Source organism: Pelorhabdus rhamnosifermentans (assembly GCF_018835585.1).
Classification (GTDB): Bacteria; Bacillota; Negativicutes; order UMGS1260; family UMGS1260; genus Pelorhabdus; species Pelorhabdus rhamnosifermentans.
Genome location: NZ_JAHGVE010000039.1, coordinates 1 through 14,596, shown reverse-complemented (window position 1 = coordinate 14,596; position 14,596 = coordinate 1). Strand labels below are relative to the sequence as shown.

11 protein-coding genes and 1 riboswitch are annotated in these 14,596 nt (G+C 40.5%); of the genes, 7 read left to right on the top strand and 4 right to left on the bottom strand.

From position 1 onward, the window contains the following. Positions 1–14 precede the first annotated feature (14 nt). Both Ga0466249_RS24110 and Ga0466249_RS24105 read left to right on the top strand, forming a co-directional pair. Positions 15–695: a 4Fe-4S dicluster domain-containing protein gene (locus Ga0466249_RS24110; RefSeq protein ID WP_215832051.1), complete on the top strand. Its 681-nt coding sequence runs from the start codon at positions 15–17 to the stop codon at positions 693–695. Positions 696–724: 29 nt separating this feature from the next. Further along, positions 725–2,335, top strand: coding sequence for an FAD-dependent oxidoreductase (locus tag Ga0466249_RS24105; protein WP_215832050.1), 1,611 nt, complete (start codon positions 725–727; stop codon positions 2,333–2,335). 219 nt (positions 2,336–2,554) lie between these two features. On the opposite strand, the gene aspD is transcribed toward Ga0466249_RS24105, so the two are convergent. Further along, positions 2,555–4,195 (bottom strand): aspartate 4-decarboxylase, encoded by a 1,641-nt coding sequence (gene aspD / locus Ga0466249_RS24100; protein WP_215832049.1) that lies wholly within the window; start codon positions 4,193–4,195, stop codon positions 2,555–2,557. 266 nt (positions 4,196–4,461) lie between these two features. After that, a riboswitch (cyclic di-GMP riboswitch) is annotated at positions 4,462–4,550 on the top strand. 99 nt (positions 4,551–4,649) lie between these two features. Between aspD and Ga0466249_RS24095 the strand changes: the two genes are divergently transcribed. Both Ga0466249_RS24095 and Ga0466249_RS24090 read left to right on the top strand, forming a co-directional pair. Continuing rightward, positions 4,650–7,226 carry an FIST N-terminal domain-containing protein gene (locus tag Ga0466249_RS24095; protein ID WP_215832048.1) on the top strand — a complete coding sequence of 859 codons (2,577 nt, stop codon included), beginning with the start codon at positions 4,650–4,652 and terminating at the stop codon, positions 7,224–7,226. Between the two features lie 286 nt (positions 7,227–7,512). Further along, positions 7,513–9,198 (top strand): methyl-accepting chemotaxis protein, encoded by a 1,686-nt coding sequence (locus tag Ga0466249_RS24090; protein ID WP_215832047.1) that lies wholly within the window; start codon positions 7,513–7,515, stop codon positions 9,196–9,198. Between the two features lie 178 nt (positions 9,199–9,376). Here the strand turns inward: Ga0466249_RS24090 and Ga0466249_RS24085 are convergent, their stop codons facing one another. The 3 genes from Ga0466249_RS24085 to Ga0466249_RS24075 all read right to left on the bottom strand — a co-directional run bounded on the left by Ga0466249_RS24085 (position 9,377) and on the right by Ga0466249_RS24075 (position 12,871). Beyond that, positions 9,377–9,934: a carbohydrate binding domain-containing protein gene (locus Ga0466249_RS24085; protein WP_215832046.1), complete on the bottom strand. Its 558-nt coding sequence runs from the start codon at positions 9,932–9,934 to the stop codon at positions 9,377–9,379. Positions 9,935–9,961: 27 nt separating this feature from the next. Further along, on the bottom strand, positions 9,962–11,839 hold the full coding sequence (locus Ga0466249_RS24080) for a glycoside hydrolase family 9 protein (RefSeq protein WP_215832045.1): 1,878 nt from the start codon (positions 11,837–11,839) through the stop codon (positions 9,962–9,964). A gap of 513 nt (positions 11,840–12,352) precedes the next feature. Continuing rightward, positions 12,353–12,871, bottom strand: a complete 519-nt coding sequence (locus Ga0466249_RS24075) for an FMN-binding protein (RefSeq protein WP_215832044.1) — start codon at positions 12,869–12,871, stop codon at positions 12,353–12,355. A 264-nt stretch (positions 12,872–13,135) separates the two neighbouring features. Between Ga0466249_RS24075 and Ga0466249_RS24070 the strand changes: the two genes are divergently transcribed. From Ga0466249_RS24070 to Ga0466249_RS24060, 3 genes are all read left to right on the top strand, one after another. Further along, on the top strand, positions 13,136–13,552 hold the full coding sequence (locus Ga0466249_RS24070; protein WP_215832043.1) for a 2-thiouracil desulfurase family protein: 417 nt from the start codon (positions 13,136–13,138) through the stop codon (positions 13,550–13,552). Positions 13,553–13,642: 90 nt separating this feature from the next. Then, positions 13,643–13,873 carry a hypothetical protein gene (locus tag Ga0466249_RS26865; RefSeq protein WP_246589020.1) on the top strand — a complete coding sequence of 77 codons (231 nt, stop codon included), beginning with the start codon at positions 13,643–13,645 and terminating at the stop codon, positions 13,871–13,873. A 95-nt stretch (positions 13,874–13,968) separates the two neighbouring features. Continuing rightward, on the top strand, positions 13,969–14,445 hold the full coding sequence (locus Ga0466249_RS24060) for a GNAT family N-acetyltransferase (RefSeq protein ID WP_215832042.1): 477 nt from the start codon (positions 13,969–13,971) through the stop codon (positions 14,443–14,445). The last annotated feature ends 151 nt before the right edge of the window (positions 14,446–14,596 follow it).

Below are 14,596 nucleotides of genomic sequence, written 5' to 3'. Positions count from 1 at the left end.
AGGAGGCCTAGGAAATGTCCGACAAGGAAATGGTTGATATCTATATTTTAGGTAAGAAATACCCGGTACCAGCGAGCTTGACTATTATGGATTCAATGGAATATGCAGGCTATCAGCTTGTTAGAGGCTGCGGCTGCCGTTCGGGATTTTGCGGCGCTTGTGCCACCGTCTACAGAATTAAAGGTGATCGGGAACTCAAAGTATGTTTGGCCTGCCAAACAAAAGTTCAAGATGGCATGTATTTGACGCAACTTCCCTTCTTCCCAGGGAATAAAGAAACTTATGACATCAATGAATTGGAACCGACTGCCGATACGATGGGAAGGCTTTATCCTGAAATATACAAATGTATTGGATGTAACTCCTGTACAAAAGGCTGTCCGCAGGAATTGAACGTGATGCGTTATATTGGTTATGCCCAGCGGGGCGAACTCGAAAAATGTGCACACGAATCTTTTGACTGCGTCATGTGCGGTATTTGTGCTTCGCGCTGTCCGGCTGGGATTACGCATTACCAAGTAGGGCTGCTTGCCCGTCGTTTGACAGGCAAATACATTGCTCCTGAATCGAAGCATTTAACTGAGCGTGTCAACGAAATGGAAGCAGGTCAGCATGATGAGTCCATTGAGAAATTAAATAATAAAAGTGTGGAAGAGTTAACCGAATTATATAATGCCAGAGATATTGAAAAATAATCATTACTTTTTACTAAGGAGGTATGTTCATGTATACGGCAGAAATGAGAGAGCTTATTAAGAAGGTAGAAGCCACACGTCCTGAGCGACTGGGCCATGATTATTCCCGCATGACACCGGATGAGCGTGATCAAGTATTGAAGAAATATCATCCTGATTATCGCGCTAGTGGGTTCCGAACGTTATCGCTAGGTGCCAACGAGGGATCGAAAGTACCTCTGGAACTGGCTGATCTACTTGAAGCCAAAAGTCGTCTAGAAAATGTTAACCTTGATTTAACCAAAGTGGATTATGACGTAGATGTCCTCATTATTGGCGGCGGTGGAGCCGGGGCTTCGGCAGCACTTGAAGCACATAAACAGGGTGCCAAGGTCTTAATTAGTACAAAATTACGGATGGGTGACGCGAACACCATGATGGCTGAAGGCGGTATTCAGGCTGCTGATAAACCAGGCGATTCACCTGCTAAACATTATCTTGATGTCATGGGTGGCGGCCATTTCACTAATAAAAAAGAACTTGTCAGTGCTCTTGTTAAAGATGCGCCAGGCACCATTAAATGGCTCAATGAACTTGGCGCTATGTTTGACAAAGAGGCAGACGGTACTATGGTGACGACCCATGGCGGCGGGACATCCCGTAAAAGAATGCATGCCGCTGCTGACTATTCAGGTGCAGAAATTATGCGGGTTATTCGTGATGAGGTTCACAATCAAGGTATTGAAATCGTTGAATTTTCTGCTGCTGTAGAACTATTGCTTGACAAGGATGGCAAAGCAGCTGGTGCTGTTTTGTACAACTTGGAAACTGAGGAGTACGCTATTGCTCGGGCTAAAACCGTTATTTTGGCAACAGGCGGTGCAGGCAGACTGCATTACCAGGGGTTCCCAACGTCTAATCACTATGGAGCAACAGCAGACGGACTTGTCATGGGCTATCGCGCTGGAGCTGAACTTGCTTTTGCCGATACCATTCAGTATCATCCCACTGGAGTTGCCTTTCCACCACAAAATTTCGGTGCCCTTGTTACAGAAAAAGTCCGCAGCTTAGGTGCTACACCTGTCAATATTGACGGTAATCAATTCGTGTTCCATCTTGAAACACGCGACGTGGAAGCAGCAGCTATTATTAGAGAGTGTGCGGACAAGAATAAAGGCATTGAGACACCTACTGGCGTTAAGGCCGTATGGCTGGATACACCACTTATCGAACTGATTCATGGCGAGGGTACGATTGAGAAAAGAATTCCGGGCATGTTTCGCATGTATAAAAAGTTTGATATTGATATGAGAAAAGAACCGATTCTTGTCTATCCCACGCTGCATTATCAAAACGGCGGCCTACTGATTAATGAACACGGTCAAACGAAGGTTGAAAACCTTTATGTCGCTGGCGAATGTGCCGGTGGTGTTCATGGCAATAATCGGTTGATGGGTAATTCATTACTGGATATCCTGGTATTTGGCCGTCGCGCCGGGTCCCATGCAGGAGCTCACAGCAAAACTGTTGAAGGTAAGGCACTCAGCTTAGATCACGTAAAAAAATATCATCAATCATTGAAAAATCACGGCGTGAAAACAGATCGAATTTCGCCCATGCTACTGCCTCATTATACACATGGCAGAGAGAATGATAAATAAAAGAACTAGTTAAAAGAATAGTGTTATTTAAAGTAAAAGAACTAGCTAACTGTGATTCATACATTAGCTAGTTCTTTGTTGTTTGATGATCATTGAAAATAAACGATTTTTAGCATTTAAGGTCAGCGGAAGTGATTGTCTCAGTTGTGGTTTAATTGATACAGCTGTTTTTTTATCAGCTTCGAACTTTTTACACGCATGATGGATGTTTTTATAGAGTCACCTGATTGATTCTCTCCAGTCTGCCACGTATTGTTCTAATATTTGGCACAGCTCATTGCCGATGTGAGCATATGCCTCGTCATCAAGGTTAGCCAGCGATACTCGTATAGACCAATTCGGACCATGAAAACCACGCCCACCTAATAGTACGATATCTGAATTTTTGGCTAATCGAAAGAGAATATCGATAGGATCACAGTTTTTCTTTAAAAAATCCGTAAACGCGTTGCCGTAGTAGAGGTTGGCCCATTTTTCTAGATCAAACTCTGTGTAGTAATTCGCATTATAGGAAAGGTTAGGAAGAGGCAAACGTAAACCGTCATAGAGAAGTTTCATACGTCGCTGGCAAATACTTTTTGTTAACTGTTTATACGTATTTTCCTTATCCAACAAGGCAAAGGCTGAAAATAGTGCCATTTGTATCTGCTGAGGAGTGGATAGTCCTGCCGTATGATTTAATGCTACCTGGCGACTGTCTGCCACCATCCGGTCTATGAAAGATATTGTTTCAGGGTGCGGTGAAATTGATGCGTACCGTTTTTGCAAAATGTCTTTACTAGTATTGGACAATTGTTTTAATAATTTATCAAATATATTTTCCTCATGAATCGCAATCACGCCTAACCGCCAACCGGTTACACCAAAGTATTTGGAGAAGGAATATACTCCAATAGTATTATACGGTAAGTCCGCCATTAGAGAGCGATATTTGTCAACGAAAGTTCCGTAGACATCATCAGAAATAATCATTAAATCCGGATTTTTTTGCTTCACAATTTGTATTAACTGTTGAATCGATTCAGGTTGAATTGCTACTGAGGGCGGGTTACTCGGATTTACTAAGAATAGTGCTTTAATCGATGGATTGGCCAGCTTTTCTATTTCTGAATATGGGTATTGCCAAGTGTGATTTCCGTTCCGATCCATTTCTGCGGCATGAATTTCGACAACGTTAAATTGATAACGATATAAATGAGGTATTTCGAGATAGGGTACAAATATCGGCACCATAATTGCGATCGTATCTCCCTGGGAGAGTAAGTAATTTTCGAGTAATGAATCAAAGATATAACACATTGCAGCGGTAGCTCCTTCAACAGCGAATAAATTAAATTTTCCGCAATATGTACCGTTGCCGCACATTTCTTGAATCATGAAGTCATGAACAATCCTCTCTATATGCACCAGCATTCGATCTGGCATTGGGTAATTGTCACCGATAATTCCGTCTATTAATTCATAGATCCATTCTTCTGGGTCAAATCCGCAAATCACTATGCCATATTCAATAATGTCATTGAGTAGTTTCATGCCAGGCGTATGTTTATTATGTTCAGCGTAAGCTTTAAAACGTTGTACAACCCCTTTTCGATTAGGTTGTCCGCCCAGAGCTCCCTCATCCCATACTCTACGGCTTTCCTGCACAGCAAATTGTCCCAGGGCGAAAAAGGCTTCACGTGGTGTTGCTGCAATCCAATTTGGATTTCCTCTGCCTGCATCCAGTAATGTTCGTGTTCCCCGCTTATGTCCTTTCGCCAGACTGATTAGCTTGTTTTTAAATTCAAAAGGGCTTATATTTTCGTAGAAAATTTTTTTGTGCTGTTTTTCAATAAATTGGTCCGTATAAATGTTTCTCATCCTTTCTTTGTATCTTGATTTGTACTATTAACTCATATTGATATGATTACAAATAACCAGTGTAACGATACGCCACTAAGAACTGTCCCTTTGCCTTTTTTCTAATTGGGACTTTTAGACAATTGAAATTGTTAAGAAAATCATTATATAATATAAATGCTTGTAATATTTTGATACGAAATGTCGATAAATGTATATTGAACAGTGATGCCACGATTCTCTGCTGAAGATGACAGGGGGTAGTGTAATTTCGAATATTGAATGAATGATATATGGGGCAAACTTTCCGAAAGGTTAGGACGCAAAACTATGGGTCTAAAGTTTTTAATCAATCTAGGACTGCCAGGTTGCAACGATTTAGTTTTATTTCGTTATAGCATGGGTAGCCCTTTTTTATTTGTCTCAATAAAAGCATTTGTAATTAGCTATGATAGCGAAGTTATAGGAGGATTGTGTGAAAAAAGAAGATCAGCAAATAATTGAAGTTGGATATGGAATGGCTAAAGGTAATTCGTCCTTTTCTGTTGGCATGAAAGCAGCTAAGCAGGCAGTATTGTCCATCTATGTACATGCTGTTTCAGCGGTGTTGGTATTTGCTTCTGTAGTTTACGATCTAGATGAGGTGCTGCAAGGCATTCATAGCGTAGTGGGAGAAGCACCTGTTTTTGGGGCTACAACAGCTGGTGAAATTTGCAATGGGATACATAAGGAGACTGTTTTGGTTATAGCTTTAGCTTCTCCATTTTTACGGGTACATTGTGGAATAGGTACAGATGAATCAAAAGATTGGCGGCGAGCTTTGAATGAAGCGGTCAACTCTTCGGCAGTAAAACCTTTTTTCTATAATGCTTCTGAGTATAAGCGGGCAATGAGACGGCAAGGCAGGGATGCCTTTATCATGCTTTTTTCGCCGGGCAATACGCGACAAAGCGACGATTATAGCTTTGAAATTGTGGAAGCGCTTAAGGAACGGTCCTTGGGGGAATTCCCCATTATCGGTGGATCACCGGCTGACGATTGGCGGATGGAACAAAATTATATTCTACATGCACAGCAAGCTTATCCCGACAGCCTGCTTGTGGTCGTTTTTGAAACGGAGCTTCAATTCGGAATATCGTTAGCGCATGGCTTCCGTCCGACTGATATGCGGGCAACGGTGACTGCCGTTGATGGATATGAAATTTTAACGTTAGATGGGATTGCGGCGGCTGATGTTTACAGCAAATTAGTTGGTTTGCCGAGGAATAAATTAGAAGAAAATCATTTGGCCTATACAACGGGTGCTACGATTGGTATAGCAGATTCGCTGGGACAGTACAGTGTGAATATTGCCAACTATTTTACGCACCGTGGCGGGATTCGCGTAGCGCAGCCAGTGTCGGTAGGAACTGTCTTTATCCGAATGGAGCCTGAGCCGGATAGTATGGTGAGCGCTGGTGTGGAAGGCATACGCCGGGCAATCATCCGAGGAGGAATTACGGACATCGCACTTGGCATAGCCTATTATTGTGCTTTACGGCCTAGAATCATGGGCGATAAATCTGAACAAGAAATTCAAGATATGACAAAAGTATTAGCAGGAAAACCGTTAGTCGGTTTCTGTAGTCTCGGGGAGCAGGGAGTCGCTGATAATGGCGATAGCCGTCATAGTAATTCTGCGGTTGCTTGTCTGGTGCTTGGCAGCCAATTATCACAGGCGGCCCAGATTGCTTTTGAAAATAATGAACTCTTAGCAGAAGTGGAAGCGCAGAAGGAAATGCTGAGCAAAACTAACAAGGTGTTGCTAAAGGAAATTGCCGAGCGCAAGAAAATTGAAGCGGTTTTGCGGGAAAGTGAAACGAAGTTAAAAGACTTTGCTCAGGCTGTGCCTGACATTAGTTTAATTATTGATGAGGATGGCCGATATATCGAAGTATTTGACAGTGGCTACAAACTGTTAAAGCGGTCGAAAGAAGAATTGAATGGATGTATACTTCATCAGAGATTTCCGGCAGAAGAAGCTGAAGCTATACTAAGACAAATACGGCAGACTATTTTGTCTGATACGCCGCAGTGTTTTGTTCATGAAGTGGAGGTTGGAGAAGAAAAGCGATTTTTTGAAGGCAGGACAGCGCCGATGGAGTATCTGTTTAATGGCAAAAGAACGGTAGCTGCTGTAGCAATTGATGTTACAGAACGGCGGAAAGCAGAAAGACTGCTCGAATTTGCCTATGAACTGCGGCGCAAGAGTGATTTTATTAATGATATCATTACCGGAAATACTAAGGTAGATGAACAGGCTATCGCGACCGCTAAGACCTTTGGGATCGATTTTTCCATTCCCTTGTTCTGCTGTTTACTAACTATGAATAAACTTGCCGAGTCAACAACAGAAGAAACGAGTAGTGATACTACTAATAGTGAAATGTTAAAAAATAATATCATTGAGCTATTGAGTCGCGACTCCAATTATTTATTATGGGATTGCCGCAAAGGGATAGGCGTCTTATGTCAAATAGGGACCAAGGACGATGATTGGGAAAATAGCATGCAATTCGCTTTTCAGCTTCAGAAAAAAATTATTCGCTATGCCCCTGGAATGGTGGTGAGAATTGGTGTTAGTAATATGCACACCGGAACTCACTGTATAAATGAAGGTTATCGGCAAGCATGGAGCGCTGTTGTTGCGGCTCGGTGTCAGAGTGAAAGCAGCAAGGCAATTAATCATTTTCGCGACATAGGCATTGCTCAGCTGTTAGCAAACATGGGCGGTAAAAAACAGGCTGCTGAATTTGTTTATGAAAAACTTGGTAAACTCATTGATTATGACCACAAAAAGGGGACGGACCTTCTGCTTACTCTTGAGAAAATTCTGCAAAATAATAGCTTGAAAGAATCAGCAGAAAAAATGTATATTCACCATAAGACGATGGCTTTTCGTAAAAAACGTATTGAAAAAATATTAGGGGTTTCTATTGATGAGTTTGAGATAAAACTGGCTCTAGCGGCGGCAGTCAAATTGTATAAACTGAGTAATATTTTCAACGAATAGGTTATGAATGAGCACAGGTTATTATCTTTTGTGGATATGATCTGTACCTTTTTTGACTGAAAAATTAGGGTCTCTAGATAATGTGAATTATTAAAAGGATAACTTATAATAGTTATATAAGATTTTCTTGATGAAAAATGTCGGTATATGTAAATTAATAGAGCTATTCATGTAAATGGATTACTCATTCGCAGTAGCGAAAGCTTAATATTTATTTGCAGTTTCACGAATAAGGGAGGCGAGTCCGTTTCTATTAGAAATAGAGTCGGAAAATATGAGAATGAAAATGAATTTAGCGACAAAAATGATTATTAATTTTTTACTAGTTGTTATGGTGGCAGCAGTGGGTTTTTGTTACACCATATGGAAGGTGAATGCCGTGGCCGAACTTGTCGATAACGCCAATAATACGGATCTGCCGCGCTTACTCAAAACCAATAAGATCAACAATAACGCTTCCGATGAAGTGGGCTATATGAGTGAATATTATATTACCAAGAACTCTGAGATGTTGAACGATTATAAGAAAACGGCTGCGGATAATAGAGATCTTGAAGATGAAATGAATAAAAATTCTGTCACAGCAGAAGGAAAACGTTTAATTACCGAAGTAAAAACTTTGGATGACAAATATTCGGAAATAGCCGATAAAAAGTTTGTCCTACTAATACAAGCTGGTAAAGACGCTGAAGCTCGTCAGGTCATGATAAGCGAGATGGCACCAGCTGCCAAGGCATTAAACGACAAATTAGATGAGTACCAAAATTTTCGCAATAAACAAATCACTAATTCATTGAATCAGGCTCTGGACCATGCTCAGCAGACTAGGACTGTGGCTGTGTTTGCTGCTGTGCTTGCCGCTATTTTGGGTATGGCTATCGGCTTTTTTGCGGCTCGCAGAATATCGAGACCGGTCAACGAGTTGGCCGTGGTAGCCCGGAAAGTTGCAGCTGGCGACTTAACCGAACAAGTGAAGATAGACAGTCAGGATGAGATTGGTCAATTGGCAGCGGCTTTTAATACGATGGTTTTACAGCTGAAGGACCTAATCAAACATGTAACGGTCAACGCTGAACAAGTGGCAGCATCCAGCGAGGAACTTACCGCTAACGCCGAGCAATCGGCTCAGGCGACAAATCAGGTCGCTTTGTCTATCACGGATGTGGCTGCAGGGGCCAATGAGCAAATGGAAGCGGCTAGCGAAGCTTCCAACGTAGTGGAAACCATGTCAGCGGGTATTCAGCAAATAGCCGCTAATGCCAATCAGGTGGCCGCTCAGTCGGCTAATGCCGCTGATAAAGCTAAGAATGGTGGTAAAGAGGTGGAAATGGCGGTCAAGCAGATGAGCCAAATCGAAGATACTGTCAACAGCTCAGCACAGGTTGTAGCTAAGCTGGGTGAGCGGTCCAAGGAAATTGGTCAGATCGTCGATACCATTTCCGGTATTGCCGGACAAACTAACTTGTTGGCTCTAAATGCCGCGATTGAAGCCGCTCGGGCTGGTGAACAGGGTAAAGGCTTTGCTGTGGTGGCAGAAGAAGTGAGAAAATTGGCCGAGCAGTCTCAGGAAGCAGCTAAAAAAATTGCTGAACTCATTGGGGATATCCAGGGTGATACAGATAAAGCGGTTATCGCTATGAATGAAGGTACACAGGAAGTTAAAACAGGGGCTGAAGTGGTCAATGCCGCTGGAATCGCTTTTAAAGAAATTATGGAAGTGATAGATCAAGTGTCTGATCAGGTCAAGGAAATTTCGGCGGCTATTCAGCAAATGGCTACGGGTAGCCAACAGATTGTTGGTTCAGTCAAAAAGATCGATGATCTTAGCAAAAAATCGGCGGGTGAGTCCCAAAGTGTTTCGGCAGCTACGGAAGAACAACTTGCTTCAATGGAGGAAATTGCAACTGCCAGTCAAACGTTGGCCCAATTAGCCCAAGAATTGCAAACGGCGGTAACCAAATTCCGTGTATAGCGGGGAGAAAAGACGGTGAACAAACTGACCTTGGATTGCTCCTACAATGAGAATGAAGACAAGGAAGAGAACGGAGCGGCAGACACGGTATGAAAAGTAGCCGTTATCAGTTACATAAATAAAAGAGCTGCGTTGAAGCTAAAAGTTTCAGCGCAGCTCTTTTTAGTTAATTGCTAGCTTATTTATAGAGTTTCAATTCAGAGAAAAGGATGGTTCCTTTACCTTCAAGTGGTGAGATATTTAAAGTTTTAACAGGAACCAAGGAAAAAGGTTGGTCGGGATCTACCCCAGCAGGTTGATAGTCTGTTCTAGCTTTGAAGCTACTAAATGGAAGAGTAACTAGTTTTCCGTTAGCAGAATCATCGATAAATGTGGCTTCATAAGAAACTCCATTGGCATCATATAGTTCTAGTCTAATTTTAGCCTTGGTTCCGCCTGCTAATTTAAACTTCAACCCAGTAAAAGCAGACCAGTCTTCTTGAAATTGTTCGCTAGTTGCACCAAGCCACCCCTTTGGTTGCAAGGCATATTTTATTGTCAATATACCGTCAGCACTGACTGTTTGGGTTATTGTGGATGCACCATCGTTAAAAGGTTTTTGACCAGCGAAATAACTGACATAGTTTTTGTCCACGCTGCCTTGCCCTTTTACTTCAAATTTTTCAGCAGCAAAAGCAGTAGTGAAGAGACCCATCACAAATAAGAACATTAGAGTCATTACTAGGTTTTTTTTCATCGTTTTCCCTCCTGATTTTAATAATGATCATTTATTCACTGAAATTTTAATTTCTTCAGAAGTCAATTTGTCATTCGGCGTAGAAAAATAGGCTAACATGTATGTCATAGGCGCTGTATAATCAATATCATTTTCATTAGTGGAATAGGATTCACTTACATCAATATAAGCTTTGGCTGGAGGTACATTACCTTTTGCTATTAGTTGTGCTTGAACCGGGTCGCCATTTGGCCAGTTGTTCGGTCCACCTGTCAGCCAGCCTGGAATGTAAATGCCAGTGCTTACCCGTAATCGGTTATGTACGTTTCGGGTAGGGTTGGTCCCAGATCCGGTTAAATAACAAACTCCGTTGGTGTTTCTACCTAAGGCATAATGTACTTGATCTAGTGCAGCATTTAAATAGGATGATTTAGGATCGAGCTGATAAGCCAAAACTAGCATATTAGCTTTGCTCATGGTTACTTTATTAGATGCCCAAGTATATTCATTCTTATTTAAAGCACAGTTATAACCATCCGCTGCGATTTGTTTTACCGTGCTATCGGCATACTCAAGAAAGGCATGCTTTACTTTTTCTTTTAAGAGATTTTCGGCATTTGGATTGGTTATATAAGCCCATTGCCCTAAAGCCAGTGAATTGGTCCAGCTAAATGCTTTTGGTTTAATGATGATTACATCAGAAAAATGATCTTTCAAATATTGTTCATACTCTTTGTCACCTGTTGTTTTGAATAGCTCGGCGGACAACCAAATGCGTTCTTCCGTATCGGCTGCTAGATTAAGTGTGGGATATTCCTTTTTTACTGAGGCAAGCCATAAATGTTGTTCGTTTTCTGTTGTTTTTTCATAAGGACCTGAACCTTTATTTTGTCCTTCATCAAACCGGAAGCTAGGTTCCGGATGGTCTTTTAAGTAAGCGAATGCTTTTTTTGCGGCATCTAAAAGTTGAGCTGCATAGTTAGAATCATATTTTTGATAAATACGAGCTGCCATGGCATTTGCTGCACCAAACAGCGCCGTATTATAGGTTGCGAGGCCATAGACGTATTGATTGTAGTTTTCCGCTTCTGGTCGAGTGTTCAAATCCGACCAATATGCTCCAGCTGTTTTGAGATAAACGGCACCATCCGAACGCTGCATCTTGAGCATCCAATCAAGTTCGCACTTCATTTCTACCAATACATCAGGCATATTAGGAGCTGATTCATCAATAGCGATGCCATCAGGAAAAAACATCTGGTCTTTTTTAAATTTTTCCGGTTGGGCTTCATAAGCCAGTAAAATGTTGGCTACTGTAATTCCGCCTGTCGGTACATATTTGCCATAGTCCCCAGCATCCCACCAGCCACCGGTAACATCCAAAACATCCCCTTTCGTACTGACATCATCAGAGAAGAACACTTTTGCTCTTTTGGCCTTCTCATGGTCTACGGCATGTTTTAGGCCAGTGATTGGATCATTCATGGCGATATTACAGCGGGCTAACGTAAAAGAACGCAGCGTATGAATAAGTGGTATGTAATAGATATTGCTGCCGATTTTAAACTTATAGGAACTACCTATTCCGTCTACTGTAACGAGATAGGTGCCAGGCGTGGTCACTGTCGAGAAATCAGCCTTCCTTACGGTATCGCCAGAAGAGATGTCTTTGCGTGGCACAGATAAAATACCTTTATATACAATTTCATTTGTATCGGTATTAATGACTTTGAATTCATCGGTATTATTCGCTGCTACAACAATAGCAACTTTAGGATACTCTGGTAAATAGCCCACTTGATCTACATGGATTTTGGCATCCGTAGCATTAACTGCATTTGCAAAAACAGGGAACGCTGTGCATAATACTAAGAGCACAACTATGCCAAAACCTAACATTTTATTAAAACTATTTTTCATCCTCATCTGTTTTTTCCTCCATGCTGTGTTTCATTCGCAAAAAAATTTGCAAAATATTATAGTTATCCCTAACCGTTCCACAGCCATATGAGCATTATTTCTCACTCCCTTCGACAAACAGCTCTGTCTCTATCCCCGCAAGCAAGTTTTGTTCTGTATTAATACAATGCACAAATCATGCCAATGTCCAAGCTGATGATTAGTTTGGACTTGTACGGTAAATTTATCTCAATACACATTTCCATACACATCCAAATACACTTAATACAGTAAAGAGAAACAATCGTATCACTAAAATAGCAAAGTTTGAGAAGCAACGGTGGAAGGGAAGAGTTGTTTTGGATGTATGGAAACTGCTAATTAGCTCGGTGATATGTCTTGGTGCTGGTGAAATTGGCGCGCTTTTTACCTTTCAATCTGCGGATAGTTGGATGCACTGTTACATTTTTCTTACTCCAACCCATTGGGTCTTTGGACCATTTGGAAAGCAATGTATATAATAATGGGGATAGCCTTAAATCACTCTGCTTTTGTTAAAGCGTCATTTACTGCATTTTTTATACCCCTAGAAGTTTTAGTAGCACCAGAAACTCCATCTACATTCGTAGATTGGTTTTTGATAATTTCTTCTGGCACTTGTTTCATAGCTAAGGCATAATGTTTAGGATCTCTTTCATTATGAGCAATAATTGTAATATTTTCCATTACCCCGTTAGATATGGTTACTTGAACAACTAAATCAGGCCCATATCCTGTAGATTTCCCTGTATATATTCCATCTTTATATTTTTTATTGGTGAAATTAGTGTTAGGAGCCTCATTTGTTTGTGTTGTATCAGTAGAACTATCTTGGTTTGGATTCTGATCAGGAGATATATTTAGTATATCTGAAGTAAATCCACCAACCTCAACAATATGAGAGCAGAGAGTAATGATGAATAAGACAGCGAGTATTCGATGACAATACATCCAACCTTTTTTCTTGAATTTCGGCTTATAGTACCAACTAGCTTCAAGTAATACATGCATAAACAGCATGTAAGGGAGTCATGGAAAATTGCCATTAGTAGATTGTTAATACGGCATCATGATAATTGACCCATACGTACTGATTTTATTCGAAAATAAGTTTAGTCTAATTATTATGAACAAAATGCTTCAATCCTTGTATAATGAGAGGTTGAGGTTTTTGTTTATTTAGACATAATAAAAAGTCAATTGTTTTGTGAGCATTTATCTACTAAAATGAAAAGTAGCATTACTAAAATAGTATTGTGTGAAGTTTTCGAAGGAGAGATTATTGTGATAATCGTTAGTGCCTGTTTGGCTGGGGTGGAATGTAGATATAATGGTCAAGAATTTTCCATACCGAAAATAATAGAGATGGTAAAAAAAGGACAGGCTATTTCGCTCTGTCCAGAAATATTGGGGAAATTACCTACTCCACGACTTAGCGCGGAACAATATGACGGAAGAATTTTTTCCAGCGATGGTCAGGATTTAACAAATCAGTATCTAGCAGGGGCAAAGGTTGCATTAAATATTGCACGGTTAGTCGGTTGTAAAAAGGCCATCTTAAAGTCTAAATCGCCTACTTGTGGCTGTGGGAAGATTTATGATGGTACGTTTTCTGGAAAGTTAATCAATGGGGACGGAATATTTTGTAAATTTCTAAAAGAAGAAAATATAGAAGTGTATACTGAGAACGAAATAAGGTGAGAAAATTGCAAGATAAAGCAAGTTGACAATTGATGCGTATAACAAAAACTTTTTTGCGTACACTGATAAATTTATGAATTATAGTCCTTTTTGGAAAAAACGATAGGAGTAGATGATATTGCAAAAATTAATAATGCCAGAGTACATGATTATTATTGGAATGAAGATTTTAGTTGTGCAGTGACGACTTTAAAAATTCTTTCTGAGTTGTATTATCCCGAGTTACATTCTCAGATGATAGATGCTGCTTTTGGATTAAATGCTGGCAGATGTGGCTCTCAATGTGGATTGGTTGAGGGAGCGCGGCAGTTTATTGTGTAAAGAATTAAGACCGCAGGGATTTGGTTCTGATAATCCCCCTCACCTTTGTGAAGGCATAACTAAAAAAGCAGTCATATTCTCGGCAGAATTTATTTGTGAAAATATTAGAAGCAAGGCAAGATAAAATACTATATATTATGGGGATAGGAGAGAGTTTTGTGAATAATAATTATGTTGTAACAAATCAACTTACTGAGAATCAAATAGTCAGCTTATTGGAGATCTATAAAAAAGATACTGTGTGGGGCACAACTCGGAACTTAGATGATGTAAAGAAGATGCTGAGGAATTGTAATTTTCTTGCATTGATCAATAGTAGAGATGCTAAAGAAATAATAGGATTTGCAAGGTTCTTATCCGACTCAGTCTATCGAGCCATGATTTATGATGTCGTAGTATCCGGAAAATACCAAGGACGAGGCTTTGGAAAGCTGTTGATAAATCTCTTGCTTAAGCAAGATTTATTACAATCAGTGGAGCGAATCGAGCTTTATACGAGAGATGAGAAGGTTTCTTTTTACGAACGATTAGGATTCAAAAAAATTGCGACAAATTTGATGAGAAAAGTGTAAATGTAGGCCCTCTTAGCTAGGTGAAGAGGGGGTTTATGGTTTAGATGTGTCGGAAAATGGAAATATTTTTTATCGTGTCAATAACTTTTGAAAATGTCACCTAAAAAGGGTTCTAATTATCGGATGAAAATGTCACTTTAGAATTTAAGCA

Coding starts and splice junctions, on each gene's coding strand:
- Ga0466249_RS24110 (WP_215832051.1), top strand. CDS start 15: ATGTCCGACAAGGAAATGGTTGATATCTATATTTTAGGTAAGAAATAC.
- Ga0466249_RS24105 (WP_215832050.1), top strand. CDS start 725: ATGTATACGGCAGAAATGAGAGAGCTTATTAAGAAGGTAGAAGCCACA.
- aspD (WP_215832049.1), bottom strand. CDS start 4,195: ATGAGAAACATTTATACGGACCAATTTATTGAAAAACAGCACAAAAAA.
- Ga0466249_RS24090 (WP_215832047.1), top strand. CDS start 7,513: ATGAATTTAGCGACAAAAATGATTATTAATTTTTTACTAGTTGTTATG.
- Ga0466249_RS24085 (WP_215832046.1), bottom strand. CDS start 9,934: ATGAAAAAAAACCTAGTAATGACTCTAATGTTCTTATTTGTGATGGGT.
- Ga0466249_RS24080 (WP_215832045.1), bottom strand. CDS start 11,839: ATGAGGATGAAAAATAGTTTTAATAAAATGTTAGGTTTTGGCATAGTT.
- Ga0466249_RS24075 (WP_215832044.1), bottom strand. CDS start 12,871: ATGCTGTTTATGCATGTATTACTTGAAGCTAGTTGGTACTATAAGCCG.